Consider the following 15,856-nt stretch of genomic DNA (forward strand, 5'->3'; position numbering starts at 1 on the left):
TATGTGGGCCATGCCGGTGATGGCATTCAGCGGGGTGCGGATCTCGTGGCTCATGTTGGCCAGGAAGGCGCTCTTGGCGATGTTGGCGGCTTCGGCGGCTTCCTTGGCCAAGGCCAGTTCGGCCGTGCGCGAGACGACCAATTCCTCAAGGTGCTGGCGATAGTGTTCGAGTTCCGCTTCCGCGGCCTTGCGTTGGGTGATGTCTTGAATGACACCAAAGACTATTCCCTTTTCCCGGTCGTATTGGGCAACGGAATGTATATCCTTCATCTCGCCGGTATCTACTGCCTTTATTTTAAATTCGACATCGTAAGGCTCATTATTTTCAATCAGATTCTTCAGAGCAGAATCAAGCAATGGGCGATATTCCGGAAGTGGAATACGCTGAATGCTTGTCAGGTCGAATTCAAGTTTGTCAATACCATAAATTTTGCGGGCGCCTTCTGAACAAAGTCCGTCCCCAATCTCCATGTGGAATTCCCAGTTGCCGGACCTGGATGCAAGTTCAGCGCGAGCGAGACGGGCTTCACTGAATCGGATGGTTTCTTCTGACCGCTTGCGCTCGGTAATGTCTATACCTACTCCGATCAGATAGGCTTCGCCGTCGAGCACCATGCGCATGCCGCTGAAGAGATAGGGTCTCCCTCGCCCGTTCCGATCCTGGAACAAGGCCTCGATGCTGGCCTTGCCATTGCGGAAAACTTCATCCATGGCGGCGACAATCCGTTCCCGATCCCCTCCGGAAAAGAAATCCGGCCCATGCATCGTCGCAAGTTCGTTGTCGCTGTAGCCGGTAACTTCCTTGAAGTGCTGGTTCCAGCGCAGAAATCGGCCGCTGGAATCAAACATGTAAAAGATGCCAGGCAGCGCGTTGATGGTCTCGGTGGAAAAGAGGCGCTCTTTAGCCAGGGCAAGTTCAACTTGCTTGCGCGCATCGATATTGACCGTATATCCAGCCCCCAGCAGCGGGCGGCCTGTCGCATCGCGATGCACGACCCGTCCCACCGTCTGCAGCCAGAGGTAGCCGTCATGAGGGCTCCGGAAGCGGTATTCATAATCGAACCCCCGTTCAGTCCCCGGCTGTAGCGCCTGCTCCACCAACGCCATGAAGCGCGGGCAATCTTCGGGATGCACACGCGCCAGCCAGCCTTCCATAGTCTGCGGGGCATCCGATGCATCCAGGCCCAAGTCAGCAAGGGTGCTGCCGTCATAGCCCAGCTTGCCGGCGGTGAAATCCAGTTCCCATGTCAGGAGCTTGGCCGCTTCCATGGCCATGGCGAGACGTCTTTCTTCCCGCTTCTGCTCGGTAATGTCGTCATACACCCCGAGCACACCGGCGATCTCGCCCTGACCGTCGTACAAAGGCACCTTGGAGGTGCGCAACCAGATCGTCTTGCCGTCCGGTGTGGCCTGGGGTTCTTCAAAATTGAGCCGAGCCTGGCCGGTTTGCATGACGGCCAGGTCGTCGGCGCGATACAGATCGGCCTGCTCCGCCCAGCCCATGGCGTAGTCGTCCAGCCCGATCAATTCGGCGGGCGCGCTCTTGCCGGCATCCCGCGCGAAGGCCGGATTGCAGCCCAGGTAGCGGGAGTCGCGATCTTTCCAGAACACCCGGATCGGCGCGGTGTCGATGATCTGTTGCAGCAAGTCGCGCGATTGGGCGAGTGCTGCTGAAATTTTGGCTAGAGCCAGCGCGGCCTCACGGCGCTCGGTAATGTCGCGGGCGAAGCCGACGGTGCCCACTACTTCGCCCGTATCGTCGAAGACCGGCGCCTTGTAGGTCTCGAACCATTTCCGCGTTCCGTCGGCATCGACGATTTCCTCTTCCACGCTCTTCTGTTTCCCGGAAGCAAGGACAGCCCGATCGTCGGCCCGATAGCCTTCGGCCAAATCGACTGGCGCGATATCGAAGTCGTTCTTGCCGACCAGATCGTCGGTGCCGCGCTGGCCGAACAACTGCACGAAGCCCTGGTTGACGGCGAGGAAACGGCTCTCGGTATCCTTGAGCCAGACGGCGAAGGGGAAGTTGTCGAGCAGGGCCCGCTGGTACTGCTCGCGCTGCTGCAGTTCGCGCTCATTGCGCTTCCGCTCGGTAATGTCTTCTCCGGCTGACAAGCCACCGATGATGTGGCCGTCCTTGTCGCGGATGGCGCTGTTGTGCCAGGCGATCAGGCGCTCCTCGCCATCGCGGGTGCGTACCGGGTTTTCGTGGTATTCCGAACCGGCGAGGTTGCCCGTCAAGGCCATTTTGAACACTTCGCGGATCGTGTTGACATCGATGCCGCGCGGCAGGCAGGTGGCAAACCAGTCCTGGCCGATCAACTCGTCTTCACGGTAACCCAGAATCTCGCAACCCTTGCGGTTGACCAGCGTGATCCGTCCCTGGGGATCAAGGGCGACGATCATGGCCTCCACCGTGGCCAGGATGTTGCGGGTGCTGTCCCGTTCCAGGCGCAGCGCCTGTTCCTGTTTGATTTCCTCGGTGATGTCCAGGCTCAATCCAACCAGCGCCACCGGGCGCTGGTCGGCATCCCGCTTGACCGCCTTGATGACGCGCAAATCATGGATTTGACCATCGACGAAGGGCAGGCGCTGATGCGTGACGCTGACCCCGGCACTCGCCAGCGCCTTGGCATCCGAGGCAAGACATTGCGGCCGGAATTCATCCGGTATCAGCTCGATGTAATGGTCAACCGACAGAAATTGTTCTTCCGGAATGCCCGTTGCCTGACAAAACGCCTTGTTGACGAAAGCGATCCTGCCACTGCCATCCTGCAGCCAGATCCCGATCGGCGCATAGTCAAGAATAAATTGCAGGGTTTCACGCTCCTGCCGCAACGCCTGTTCCGCCAGCACCCGATCAGTGACCACACGGGCTACGCCAAACAAGCCAAGGATCTCGCCCTGATCGTTCCGGATCGGGAATTTACGGTTATCCACCCAACCCTTCCGACCATCCTTGGTCTCATATTCCTGGATCTCCTGCGCAACCGGAATGCCGGCGAACACCTGCTGCTCCAGGCGGTAATAGACATCGGCATATTCCTCGGGGAATACATCGTAATCCGTCTTTCCGATCAGATCAGTCCAGTGTTCCGATGGCTGGGTAACGCTGACCAGGGTTTGGCTGGCACCGGTAAAAACGTGATGACGATCCTTGAAGAACATGAAATCGTCGGTGTTTTCCATCATTGCCCGCATCATCGGATCGGTGGCAGCGTCTGCCAGTGTGCGAGGAAGACTGGCGGCATCCTGCAGGGTCAGATCGTGGAAGAAATCTCCTTGCAAGGATTCCCGCCGACATGACACCCAGACGCAGCGGATGCGGCCGTTGGCCTGACGGACGCGCAGGTTGTCCGAACGCGGGCCTGCCTCAGTCCCGACCTCGAAAAAACCCTTGAAGCGCTCGCGATCCTCGGCATGAATACGGGCTACCAGATCGACCATTCCCGTGAGGAACGCTTGCGCGTCGAATCCCAGCAGTAGCAACGGATTCCCCGATACCGAATCAATGCACACTTCATCGCCGATACGGTAACGGAAACTTGCCTCGAGAGGCGCGGAAGGGATCGGTGTCATAACCTGCGTATCAAAGCGACTCTAGTGTTTCTGGCTGACGCACTGCGGCTAGCTCTCAAGTAAACGAAGGGCCGCCCCGAGTTTACTTGACCCCCTCGGGGGGCGGGCTGGGCGCAGCCCGGCCCTGGGGGCGCTCAGAGAAAGTAGCAATAGGGGTTAGCCATATGGGCCAGACATCGGTTTCACTCATACCTCAAATGCCATCAACTCCAACCCCTGCACGACTCTGAAATGCTTCACGTTGGCCGATGCCAGGGTAAGACCCTGCGCGATGGCGGTGGCGGCGATGAGGGCATCGGCGAGCAACAGGTCGTCACCCAAGGCATGCGCTTCACCAGTGCCGCCGCCCGGTTCGAGATCCCCTCCGACACCGGCAGGATGCGCGCTTTTCGGCGACCCAAGTCCTTCGTCAGCCGTTCCAGTTCCTTCCGATTGCGGCAACCCTGCACCAATTCCATGTAGGTCACCACCGACAGCGTCAGCTCCGGCAGCCCCTCCAGAAAGCGCGCTGCCCCCCTCGTGGCCACGCAGGTACCAGATCAGCACATCGGTGTCGACCAGCATCGCCATGCTCAATCGCGGGTAAAACGCGGCGCACGCAGGCTGCGCACATAACCCGCCACATCGGCCAGGTCCTGCCGGTCACTCCACATCCCGAAGGCTGACTCCGTTTCCACGCCTGCCTCCTCCTCGATGCGCACTGTCACCCATGCATTGCCGGCGTTAGCGAGCTTGGTGCGCCAGGGCTCGGGCAAATCGCTGCCTTTCACATGCTCGAATACGACTTCATTCATGGGTTGCTCCTCTCAAGAAGACGATGGGCCACCCCGAGCCTTGCCGTTCCTCGAAATGGCGTGTTGCGCCATTTTCTTGACCCCCACGGGGGGCGGACCGGGCCCGGCCCTGGGGGCGCTCAAGGATGACTGCAAGGGCTCACACGCCCGGTCCATCAACTCGCGCATGTAGCCCATGTCGGACTCCCATTCGCTTGGCTTCGCGACCAGCTTAGCGCTTGCCCATTCGTGTGTATAGCCAGCGCATTGGGACCGGCTAATCCCCCCGATGCCTTAACTTCAGCACCAGCACCGAGCCCGCCAGGGCCAGGGTCATGGCGTTGGCCAGGATGATGGGCCAGCTTTCCAGGGCGATGCCGTAGAGCATCCACAGCCCCACCCCCAGGGTAAACAGGCTGTACATGGACAGGGAGATGCCGGACAGGTCCCGGGTGGACCAGGAATGCACGGCCTGGGGGATGAAGGACAGGGTGGTGAGGCCGGCGGCGGCGTAGCCCACCAGTTCCATCAAAGGGGAAGGCATTGCCTCAACCCCCGCCGAAGGCCACCAGTTCCGCCAGCTTGGCCCGGGCGGCGCCGGAGGCGATGGCTTCCCGGGCCTTGTCCACCCCTTCCGCCAGGCTGTCGGTCACGCCGGCGGCATAGACGGCGGCGCCGGCGTTGAGGGTGACGATGTCCCGCTCGGGGCCGGGCTGGTTGTCCAGCACCTTCAGCACCCGGGCCCTGGATTCCTCCACGTCGTTCACCCGCAGGGCGGCGATGTCGTGGGTGGCCATGCCGAACTGGGAGGGGTGCAGGGTGTATTCCGTCACCTGGCCGTCCCGCAGCTCCCCCACCAGGGTCTCGCCGGAGATGGAGATTTCGTCCAGGCCTTCCCGGCCGTGGACCGTGAGGGCCCGGTGGGCGCCCAGGCGCTGCAAGACCCGCACCTGGATGCCCACCAGGTCCGGGTGGAACACGCCCATGACCTGGTTGGGGGCCCCGGCGGGGTTGGTGAGGGGGCCCAGGATGTTGAAGATCGTGCGGATGCCCAGTTCCCGGCGCACCGGGGCGGCGTGCTTCATGGCGCCGTGGAAGTTGGGGGCGAACATGAAGCCCAGGCCCACCTGCTCGATGCAGCGGGCCACGTCCTCGGGGGGCAGGTTGATGTTCACCCCCAGGGCCTCCAGCACGTCGGCGCTGCCGGACTTGGAGGACACGGAGCGGCCGCCGTGCTTGGCCACCCGGGCCCCGGCGGCGGCGGCCACGAAGGCGGCGGCGGTGGAGATGTTGAAGGTGTGGCTGGTGTCGCCGCCGGTGCCGCAGGTGTCCACCAGGCGGGCGGTGTCGGCCAGGGGCACCTGGGTGGCGAATTCCCGCATCACCGTGGCTGCGGCGGCGATCTCGCCGATCGTTTCCTTCTTCACCCGCAGGCCGGTGATGAGGGCGGCCATGAGCACCGGGCTCATCTCGCCGGACATGATCTGGCGCATGAGGGACAGCATCTCGTCGTGGAAGATTTCCCGGTGCTCGATGATGCGGGCCAGGGCGTCTTGGGGCTTCATTTGCGTGCTCACTTGCGTGCTCAGTTGCGTGTCTCGTCCAGGAAGTTCTTCAGCAGCTGGTGGCCGTGCTCCGTCAGCACGGATTCCGGATGGAACTGGACGCCCTCCACCGCCAGGGTCTTGTGGCGCACCCCCATGATCTCGCCGTCCTCGGTCCAGGCGGTGATCTCCAGGCAGTCGGGCAGGGTCTCCCGCTCGATGACCAGGGAGTGGTAGCGGGTGGCGGTGAAGGGGTTGGGGAGATTCCGGAACACCCCCACATCGGCGTGGAAGATGGGCGAGGTCTTGCCGTGCATGAGCTGCTTGGCATGCACGATTTTTCCGCCGAAGGCCTGGCCGATGCTCTGGTGGCCCAGGCACACGCCCAAGAGGGGTATCTTGCCGGCGAAGGCCTTGATCACGGGCACGGACACCCCCGCCTCGTTGGGGGTGCAGGGGCCGGGGGAGAGGACGATCTGGTCCGGCTTCATGGCCCCGATCTCCTCCACGGTGATCTCGTCGTTGCGATGCACCCGCACGTCCTCGCCCAGCTCGCCGAAGTACTGCACCAGGTTGTAGGTGAAGGAGTCGTAGTTGTCGATCATCAGGAGCATATAGCGGCTATCCTTTTGTTCTGTAAGGCTACTGTCCCAGATATTCAGCCTTGATACCCGCTTAGATACCCGCTATTTCTTTTGATACCCCCGCGCCGATGGTCTGGAACCGAATGCACGAAAGCCACCATTTTCCCCTATATCGGTCTTGTCTCAAACACTGCCATACATGCGCGCGTCAGTTGCATGATTTTGAGGCGCTTTCACTGGCTGACTCCCGATACACACACCCGAAACCACTGCCATGGCTCAAGAAACTCCGAGGGCGGAAGTCTGCTTCTTTCAGGTTCCCCTTCTTCATCAACCCAACCACAGCAAGGACAAGAACCGCGCTCTCGTTTATGTTGATGAATTGCAGGCGCCGGAGGCTATTACCGGAAGGCTGAACCCTGAAAACGCAAATCCCGCCTTTGCGGGGCGGGATTTCGTGTCGGCCCAGGGAGAGATCAACGCCGTAGAGCCTAGTGCTGTTCTGGCTACTTCTCCGAACTCCGACAAGCCAAGTATAGGCAAATACGGCACACCGGCCAACATCAACGCGGCGGCCCTCAACTATGCAAGACGGGGGAGATGATCCAGGTGGCCGCAAGGCGGGGAGAGCCACCAATGCGCCTACGCACACCGCCGCTTCGCGCACCCGCGACGGAATGGGTGCTGGATCGTTGGCTCCCCGATGCGATTGTCCCATCGCTGGATCAGGCTACGCGCCGGGACTCTACGGAGAGAGGCAGCCCAGCGGGAGCGGGAAGAACCTCAATGGTGCCAGAAAATGCGACGCCAGAATGAATTTACAAGATAGGCGCAAGTCATTATTGGATGAAACCGATACGGTGCTTTGATGGCCCCCTGTTGGTAACCCAGTTCGACAAGTCCTCGGCCCTGATCCGGGTTAGATCGGCTTCGTTCGCAGTTGACATACCAGAGCGCGATACCCGCAGGTTCTGATTTTTTACCGACTTCAGGACCAGCTTCCGCACGTCACGCGCATTCCCGGAATAGCGATCCCGAGATTTCACGTAGCGATCAAAGTAATCCGTCAGTATTCGCTCAGCATTCTCGTCAGGACAAAGACCTTCCTCGGAGAAGAGGCGCTCGGCGATCGAGTGCAGTTCCGTGCTGCTGTAGTCCTCGAAGGTGATGAAGGTATCAAAGCGCGACTTCAGTCCTGGATTGGAGGCGAGGAACTCGTCCATCTCATCGGGATAGCCCGCAACGACCACGACGAAGCGGCCGCGCTCGTCCTCCATCCGCTTGAGCAGTACCTGAACGGCTTCCGGTCCAAAGTCATTTTGCGAACCAGCGGCCAAAGAATAGGCTTCGTCAATGAAGAGCACGCCCCCGATGGCTTGATCAATGAGGGCGCCGGTCTTCACCGCCGTCTGCCCAATGTACTCCGCGACAAGCGCCTGTCGATCGCACTCGACCAGATGTCCACGTTCGAGAAGTCCCAGGGCACGAAGTATCCGCGCAAGAATCCTTGCCACGGTCGTCTTCCCTGTTCCTGGGTTGCCAGTGAAAACGAAGTGAGAAGTCAGAAACCGGGAGGGGTCCTTGCCGACGACTCGATAGTAACGGACCAGATCGACAAGCTCCGTGATCTCCTGCTTCACTGCTGGAATGCCCACTAGGGCGTCCAGTTGCTGCAACGCCTTGCCAAGGGCGTCCTCATCAATGGAAACCGCCAGTTTGCTGGCAGGTTTTGTTTGAAAGACAGCCTCGACATCGGCAAGACTGACCCTCACCAAGTCCTCGTAGCTCGCCTCATGTTTGAGGCCTCTTACCCTCTGCGCCATTGCAGCCTTGATGTCATGGACGAGGCCCTTCACATACCGCGCATTCCCGAAGGCGGCGTCTCTGTCACGGTAGGCAACTTCCAGTTTCTTACCCAAATACTGGAGCGCGTCGACCGCAATCGTGAGTTGCATCCTTTCAATCGTTTCCTTGGCAATGGCCAGAAGTTGGGCCGGCGTGAAGTCTTCAAAGGTCACTTCACGGCCACGAAAACGCGAGCGCAAGCCCGGGTTACTGGCAAGAAACTGTTCCATTGGTTTTGGGTACCCGGCCACGATGACGCCGAAATCCCTAGGCATGTCGCTCATGGCTTTCAGAAGGACTTCCACCGCCTCAATGCCGAAGTCATTGTGGCCCTTACCTGCCAGCGCATAGGCTTCGTCAATGAACAGAAAGCCCCCCTGCGCCCGGGTGATGGCATCCCGCGTTTTCTTCTCCGTGGCGCCAATCACATCGCCCACCAGGTCGGCTCGACTGACCTCAACGACATGGCCTTGCGACAGCAAGCCGAGGTTCTTGTAGATGGCGCCAAGCAGGCGGGCGACTTTGGTCTTGCCGGTTCCCGGATTTCCTTTCAGGACCAGCGAAACGGGAAGATCCTGTGGGGTATCAATGCCAACCTTGCGCAACCGTTGGTTGTGAAGCACCACCCCGATGTCAGCTTCTACGAGTTGCTTCAGTTCATCCAAGCCCGTCAGAGCAAGCAATTTCTGGTAGTGAGACTCGGCCGCCAATCTATCCAGTATCGCGCCTGCGCCGACTCGTGATTCAGTAGCAGCCTGTTCCAGTTCGCCCACAACGCGGTCCAACTCGGCAGCAAGAAGATGAGGCCCCGTTTCCCTGAGGACATTCGCGATCGAGCGGTAGTACCAGAGCGTTCCATCTTTCTTCCCACTGAACCTGTCCCATACTTCGTCCCCGTCTTTGCGCAGTTCAGCCAGGATGCAGCGGGCGTTGTGAAGCTTGTCCGCTGCGATCACCAAGCGGGCACTATCCGAGACGCGGGGTAAGGAACTGACAAAAGCCTTTTTCCGTTCCTGCCACGGCGGCTTGGGTCTTTCCAGGGTATCGGTGCAGGACAACACAATGTCGGCAATCCGTGGCGAGAATTTGGTGCTGATCTCGTCTAACGCCGCCCAACCATCCCCATTGTCGACGGCATCGTGGAGCAGTGCCGCAATGGCTTCGTCCTCGTTCCCACCGTATTCCTGGACGATAGCGGTGACGGCGAGAACGTGAGAGATGTAGGGGATGGTGCCGCCTTTCCGCGTTTGCTCGCGGTGGAAGTTCAACGCGGCCGTTACAGCACGGCGGAACCGCAACGATGCTTGATACTCACCGACCTTTTCTTCTCGCAGCACGTTCAAAGGAACAAGCGCCGAAAACAGGTCTTGCTGTCCACTTGTACTGGAACGCTCGTAATAGATGCCGGTGAATGCATTGCTAGTGAAGGCCGTGAGATGGGGCTTGTACTCCTGCAAGATGCGTGAAGTCGCGTGGTTCAGGCTGATGCATTCCTCGTCCGCTGGAAGTCGGACGGTGCACTTGCATTGCTTGAGTTCAACCCGGTTGGGTTTCCTGATGGCCAGATACAGATCTTCCTTAAGCAATATGGGCACGAAATAGTCCCTATGGTTAGGCCCGCCACCCAACGTTTGGCGCCTTAATGCATCCGGGACCGATCTCGCCGTCTGGACCAAGGCAAAGAGTGTGGTTCCAGAGGGAAAAAGCAGAATGTCATCGGTACCGCTAGTTTTTTCCGTCGCACCAGAAGTCATGGCGCTTCCTCCTGATTGACCTGAACACGCAGTTCGCTCACGGTGGAGGCGAAGCAATCGAGTATTGGGTGACTCCAGCTACATGACAGTGCCTTAAGACACTTTTCGTAATACCAGACCTGCTTGTCGGCGGCGCCGTTCTTGGTCTTGGCCATGCGTGCCTTCCAGGTATCGACACCCTCGATTTGAATGTCCCGGAGGGTGTTACTGAGGTTGTGCAACTTGTCTGCACATGCCACTAATTTGGCCTCGCCCGGCTTGACTGCCATTGCCTTGAGATAGGCCTTCTTGCGCGGCCGCCATTCGGACTTTTCGCCCACTCCAAAGGAATCGGTGCAGGCCGCCACGATGTCTGCGACGGCATCGCCGAACATGACTCGCACAGTTTCTAGCATTGGGCGCCCACCACAATCTTCGGCCGAGTCGTGCAGCAGGGCAGCAATGGCCTGGGTCTCGTTCCCGCCAAATTCCAGGACAAGAGCAGAAACCGCCATCAAGTGGCTGATGTAGGGCGCGCCTAAGCCCTTACGCGCCTGGGTACTGTGGATCTCATTGGCAAACTGGAGTGCGAGTGCGAATTTGGGGGACAGCAGGGGTACGGTGTTTTTTTCAGGCATAGGAGCCTCCATCGTCGAGACGACCAGGCATCGCCAACGAACGACCGTATCCCCTGGCCATGGACCGGCCGGCGGACTTCGGGAATTTCCAACAGAAGGGGTGAGGGCTATGTGAGGCGCGGACGGCCTGAGAACTCAGACCAGATACCGCAACAGCCAAATAAATTATCGGCCAGGTATCGCAAATCCACCACTGAACAGGTTGCATATCGTTATTTCTCCCCGTTTGAGCCGCGATGTACGCAACACCTATGACCTGCTGCACCCGCGTTCAATATTCCCACTATTGTGGGAAGACCAAATCATAGCTATCCGCCGAAATTCCTCCAATCGTGGGAGAACGACGGTTGGACGAGGCGGTCGCATTCGGGAAGGTGCTGCGCAGACTGCGCAAGGAAGCGGGGATGACCCAGGAACAATTGGGCCTGGAGGCAGACCTGCGGCGTACCTATGTCAGCATCCTCGAACTGGGGCAGCAGCAACCGTCCCTAGGAACGATCCTCAAGTTGGCGCGTGCTATGGGCCTACCAGCATCGTCAGTAATTGCAGCGGTCGAAAACGAATTAGGTGCCGCAAAGTCCGCTGACCACCTCAACTGATGCCCAGAATCCATCCTTCCAGGGCGGCAGTCTGTCGCTCCGCCAAGGTCAATGGGGGATTCAGGTAATGATTAAGCGCGTTCTTGCGAACCGTCTCCTCCATCCATCGGGCCACGGCATAGGCGTCTTGCTGGTCCGCCGTTCTCCCCTCTTTGGGGTAGCGATTGCGGAAGATGGAGGGATATATCTCGACGATAACGGACCGCCCCTCTGCTGGTTGCCATCCGTCGAAGGGCCAGAAGAAGAGTTTCTCCCCGGCCTGCTGCCTGAGGACGCGTAACCACGGGATGCCGGTGTGGGTGGATTTCGCGACGGAGCCTTGGACATCAAACAGGAAGACACTCTTAGCCGATGAAGTCCATTGCTCGCAGAGCCGAAACCAGGATGTCTCGCCGGTTCGTTCTCCAGGGGGCTTCGGATGTCTGTCCCACCAGCTCCCTTCCCGGATGAAATCGGCGTAGCAATGGGGTTGGTCCGTGGGCCAGTAACGGCAGAAGTCGTCCAGGAACTGGGGCCAGCTCGTGAGCCCATAGCGCCGGAAATAGGTCTCTGGGAACGAGAAGCCATGGTCGAGGCCGATGAGCAAGCGCTCGCCGGTCTGTAGGCGTTCCAGAAGCCAATGGGCAATGTCCTGACGGCTCCAGTAACGGACTGGCCCTGTCTCCGACTTCGGGCATGCCACCTCTACCGGAAGTTGTCCTGGCGTGGCCGAATAGACACGAAGCCCCTTAAGCCTTGCCTCCGGGGTTTGCGCCCCGGAATAGTCGATGCCGATGAACCGGTCAAAGTCGTAGCCAGGCATCTAAGCCCCCATCCACTCTTCCGACAATGCCTCGGCCTGCTTGAGCACCAACTCGATAGCTCGTGCCTCCAAGTCGGGGGGGTACTTGTGCCGTTTGAGTATCAGCTTGATTTGGGCACGCATCTTGGCGCGCACGGTCTCGCGCACCGACCAATCCACGGACAGGTTCTTGCGCAGGTAGTCGGTGAGCTGGCGGGCAATTTCCTTGAGGGCCGCGTCGCCTAGCTGCCTGACTGATGCCTCGTTGGTTTCTAGGGCATCGTAGAAGGCCAGTTCCTCGGGCGTGAGCCCCAGGCTTTCCCCGCGCCTGGCCGCCTCGTTGAACGACTTGGCCATGGCGATGAGCTCTTCGATGACCTGGGCGGTCTCGATGGCCCGGTTGCGGTAGCGGGTCAGGGAGGCTTGCAGCAGGTCGGAGAACTTGGCGCTTTGCACCACATTGGTGGCGAAGCGGCTCTTGATATCGTCCTTGAGCAGGCGCTCCAGCAGCTCCACCGCCAGGTTGCGGTGTTCCATGTGCTTCACGTCGTCCAGGAACTCCTCGGTGAGGATTCCGATGTTGGGCTTGTTGAGGCCCGCCGTGGCGAAGATGTCGATGACCTCATCGGACACCAGCGCCCCGGAGATGATTTGCCGCAGGGCGTGTTCCTTGGCCTCGTCGGAGAGTTTCTTGTCCTGGATACCGTGCTTGGTCAGGGCCGACTTGATGGCCTGGAAGAAGGCCAGCTCGTCGCGGAACTCCAATGCCGCGTCCAGGGTGCAGCAGAGGGCGAAGGCCTTGCTGGCGGCCAGCACCTGGTCGGCGAAGCGCTTCTTGCCGTCGTCCTGGCCGAGGATGTGGTTGCAGGCTCCGGCCAGCAGCACCAGGGCCTTGGTGCGGAACTGGCCGTAGTCGAAGCCGTGCAGCATGGCGCGCAGGATGCCGACCTTCTCCTCCAGGATTTCCAGGGCCTCTTCCGCCTGGATGGTGGGGCGGCCCTTGCCCTTGGAGTTGGTGTACTCCACCAGGGCATGCTTCAGCTCGGTAGCGATGCCGATGTAGTCCACCACCAGGCCACCCGGCTTGTCCTTGAAGACCCGGTTCACGCGGGCGATGGCCTGCATCAGGTTGTGGCCACGCATGGGCTTGTCCACATACATGGTGTGGGCGCAGGGGGCGTCGAAGCCGGTGAGCCACATATCCCGCACAATGACCAGCTTCAACGGGTCGGCGGGGTCCTTGAACCGTTTCTCCAGACGCTTCTTGGTGTCGCCGCTGTAGATGTGGGGCTTGAGCAGGGCCTTGTCTGAGGCAGAGCCGGTCATCACAACCTTGATGGCGCCCTTCTCCGGGTCTTCGTCGTGCCACTCGGGGCGCAGTGCCACGAGGGCGTTGTAGAGGTGGACGCAAATCTCCCGGCTCATGGCCACCACCATGGCCTTGCCGTCCATGGCCGCGAGGCGGTTCTCGAAGTGGGCCACCAGGTCCTTGGCCACCATCTGGATGCGCGGCGGTGCGCCGACCACCTTCTCCAGAGCCGCCCAGCGGCGCAGGGTCAGGGCCTTGGCGGATTCCTCCTCGTCCTCGGTGAGCTCGTCCACTTCCTCGTCGATGTGGGGCGTCTCTTCGTCCTTGAGCTCCAGCTTGGCGAGCCGGCTTTCGTAGTAGATAGGCACCGTGGCCCCATCTTTCACCGCCTGCTCGATGTCGTAGATGTGGACGTATTCGCCGAACACGGCGCGGGTGTCCTTGTCCTCACTGGAAATCGGCGTGCCGGTGAAGGCCACGAAGGTGGCGTTGGGCAGGGCCTCGCGAAGGTAGTGGGCGTAGCCGTAGCGCACGCCGGTCTTGAGCACTGTGCTCATCATGCCGGCCGCGTCCTCCAGGCCCGGCAGGCGGGCACTGAAGCCGTATTGGGAGCGGTGGGCCTCGTCGCAGATGACGACGATGTTCTCCCGGTCGGAGAGCAGCGGGTAGCCGTCTTCATCTTCAAACGGCGCGAACTTCTGGATGGTGGTGAAGACGATGCCGCCCGAGGGCCGGTTGGCCAGCTTGGCCCGCAGGTCGGGGCGGGTCCCGGCACGGGCCGGGGTTTCCCGCAGCAGTTCAGCGGCCCCGGCAAAGGTCTCAAACAACTGGTTATCCAGGTCGTTGCGGTCGGTCACGACCACGATGGTCGGGTTGTTCATCTCTGGCGCGGTCATCAGATGCCCGGCCAGGCAGGTCATCTCGATGCTCTTGCCGGAACCCTGGGTGTGCCAAACCACCCCGCCCTTTCGATTCCCTCCGGGGCGGCTTGCCTGGATGACGCTCTGCACCACGGCGCGCACGGCGTGGAACTGGTGATAGCCGGCGATTTTCTTGACGTTGCCGTCGTCCTCGAACAGGACGAAGTAGCGCAGGTAGTCGAGGAAGAAATCCTTGCGGAAGAAGCCCCGGATGAGGGTCTCAAGCTGTTGCAACTCGCCCAGGGGGTCCAGGTGCTCGCCGTCGATGGTGCGCCAGGTGGAAAATCGCTCCTGGTCGGCGGAGAGGGAGCCCACGCGGGCCAGGGTGTAGTCGGAAATCGCCAGGACCTCGTTGAACACGAACAGGTCAGCGATGTCCTCCTTGTAGGTCTGCAACTGGTTAAACGCGGCCCAGATGTCGGCGCTCTCGTCGGCCGGGTTCTTCAGTTCGATGACGCCTAGGGGCAGGCCATTCACGAACACCACAACGTCCGGGCGGCGGGTGTGCTTCGGGCCTTCGATGGAATATTGGTTGACCGCCAACCATTCGTTGTTGTCCGGGGTGGCGAAGTCGATGAGGGCCACGAAGTCGCCCAGGGTCTCGCCGTCCTTGTTGATTTCCACCGGCACGCCATCGGTAAGCCAGCGGTGGAACTGGCGATTGGCCTGCATCAGGCCGGCGGCGTTGCCGTGGATGACCTGGCGGGCGGCGTCTTCCAGAATCGAAGCGGGTATATGGGGATTGAGCCGCACCAAGGCCGTCATGAGCCGGTCAGCGAGGACCACTTGCTTGTAACTCTCCCGCTCCTGCTCGGGGCCGTCCGGGGCGATGTCCGGACCGAAAACACGCTCGTAGCCCAACTCCTCGAACCAGTCGAGGGCGGCTTGTTCGGCCATGTTTTCGTCGATGAGGCTCATGCCGGTTAGCTTCCCTTGCTGGAGTTGCCCGTGTTGCTGGTGCCAGTATTTCCACCAGTGCCAGAGCCCTGTCCACCACCACCACCTGACTGGCTTGTATTGCCAGAAGAGCCCTGCTGGGTGGTGCCGGTTTGCATATGGGGAATCGTCAACCCTTTTTGCAACACCTCGGTCTGAGAGGGAATCCGCTTTTCCATGGTGGACCTCCAATAAACGATGTTTGAAACCACGAACGTAACAGTGAGCACCACGCCAAGAATGAAGGCCACCCCGGAGAAAATATTCATGTATCGGATAGCGCGGCTCCAGGGATTGCGCTGGAGCTCGTCCTGATTCGGGTATTCCTTGGGACTTAGGCGCCCCATGTGCCATTGAACAGCACTGTACCCCGCTCCCAAGGAAATCACGGTAAGGATGATGGTCAGGCCAAAGGCAACCCAAGAGAGGTAAAGAACCCATAGCCACTGAGCCGTTTCCAGAGGCACAACGTCCTTGATGAACGTGGCAGAGAGCGCAAGAAAGCCACTGCCCAGGGTGGTGAGAATGGCGTCGTATTTTTCCTCAGCGGCCTTTTGTATGGCCCCAAGCGTCTCCACGTTCTTGTTGTAGATGGCTTGTGGGGTATCACTCATC

The 15,856-nt window shown here is 60.2% G+C and carries 12 protein-coding genes and 1 pseudogene; 2 read left to right on the top strand and 11 right to left on the bottom strand.

What is annotated here, in order from left to right; genetic code table 11:
- The 6 genes and pseudogenes from H6935_14015 to pabA all read right to left on the bottom strand — a co-directional run.
- The coding region (locus H6935_14015; protein ID MCP5279452.1) for a PAS domain S-box protein at positions 1-3,579 on the bottom strand (3,579 nt) is incomplete at its 3' end.
- A 186-nt stretch (positions 3,580-3,765) separates the two neighbouring features.
- A pseudogene (locus H6935_14020) lies at positions 3,766-4,143 on the bottom strand (PIN domain-containing protein).
- 8 nt (positions 4,144-4,151) lie between these two features.
- Entirely contained in the window at positions 4,152-4,373 is a 222-nt protein-coding gene (locus H6935_14025; protein MCP5279453.1) for a hypothetical protein, read from the bottom strand.
- Positions 4,374-4,629: 256 nt separating this feature from the next.
- Positions 4,630-4,896 (bottom strand): SemiSWEET transporter, encoded by a 267-nt coding sequence (locus H6935_14030; GenBank protein ID MCP5279454.1) that lies wholly within the window; start codon positions 4,894-4,896, stop codon positions 4,630-4,632.
- Between the two features lie 4 nt (positions 4,897-4,900).
- Complete coding sequence (gene trpD / locus H6935_14035; protein MCP5279455.1) at positions 4,901-5,917, bottom strand: anthranilate phosphoribosyltransferase; 1,017 nt, start codon at positions 5,915-5,917, stop codon at positions 4,901-4,903.
- A gap of 20 nt (positions 5,918-5,937) precedes the next feature.
- Positions 5,938-6,510: an aminodeoxychorismate/anthranilate synthase component II gene (gene pabA, locus H6935_14040; GenBank protein ID MCP5279456.1), complete on the bottom strand. Its 573-nt coding sequence runs from the start codon at positions 6,508-6,510 to the stop codon at positions 5,938-5,940.
- 244 nt (positions 6,511-6,754) lie between these two features.
- Between pabA and H6935_14045 the strand changes: the two genes are divergently transcribed.
- Complete coding sequence (locus H6935_14045) at positions 6,755-7,084, top strand: hypothetical protein (GenBank protein ID MCP5279457.1); 330 nt, start codon at positions 6,755-6,757, stop codon at positions 7,082-7,084.
- Between the two features lie 235 nt (positions 7,085-7,319).
- Here H6935_14045 and H6935_14050 read toward each other — a convergent pair whose 3' ends face one another.
- Together H6935_14050 and H6935_14055 are read right to left on the bottom strand one after the other, a co-directional pair.
- Positions 7,320-10,079 carry an AAA family ATPase gene (locus H6935_14050; GenBank protein MCP5279458.1) on the bottom strand — a complete coding sequence of 920 codons (2,760 nt, stop codon included), beginning with the start codon at positions 10,077-10,079 and terminating at the stop codon, positions 7,320-7,322.
- Positions 10,076-10,696: an HD domain-containing protein gene (locus H6935_14055; protein ID MCP5279459.1), complete on the bottom strand. Its 621-nt coding sequence runs from the start codon at positions 10,694-10,696 to the stop codon at positions 10,076-10,078. Before H6935_14055 ends, H6935_14050 begins: the two co-directional genes overlap by 4 nt.
- A gap of 347 nt (positions 10,697-11,043) precedes the next feature.
- Between H6935_14055 and H6935_14060 the strand changes: the two genes are divergently transcribed.
- Positions 11,044-11,295, top strand: coding sequence for a helix-turn-helix transcriptional regulator (locus H6935_14060; protein MCP5279460.1), 252 nt, complete (start codon positions 11,044-11,046; stop codon positions 11,293-11,295).
- Here H6935_14060 and H6935_14065 read toward each other — a convergent pair.
- From H6935_14065 to H6935_14075, 3 genes are read right to left on the bottom strand one after another with little or no spacing between them, the layout of a single operon-like run.
- On the bottom strand, positions 11,288-12,097 hold the full coding sequence (locus tag H6935_14065; protein MCP5279461.1) for a hypothetical protein: 810 nt from the start codon (positions 12,095-12,097) through the stop codon (positions 11,288-11,290). The two genes, H6935_14060 and H6935_14065, sit on opposite strands and share 8 nt — an antisense overlap.
- A complete protein-coding gene (locus tag H6935_14070) occupies positions 12,098-15,223 on the bottom strand; it encodes a type I restriction endonuclease subunit R (GenBank protein MCP5279462.1) in 3,126 nt (1,041 codons plus the stop codon).
- Positions 15,224-15,228: 5 nt separating this feature from the next.
- A complete protein-coding gene (locus H6935_14075; protein ID MCP5279463.1) occupies positions 15,229-15,855 on the bottom strand; it encodes a hypothetical protein in 627 nt (208 codons plus the stop codon).
- Position 15,856: the final 1 nt, after the last annotated feature.

The sequence above is a fragment of the Thiobacillus sp. genome (assembly GCA_024235835.1).
Taxonomy (GTDB): Bacteria; Pseudomonadota; Gammaproteobacteria; order Burkholderiales; family Thiobacillaceae; genus PFJX01.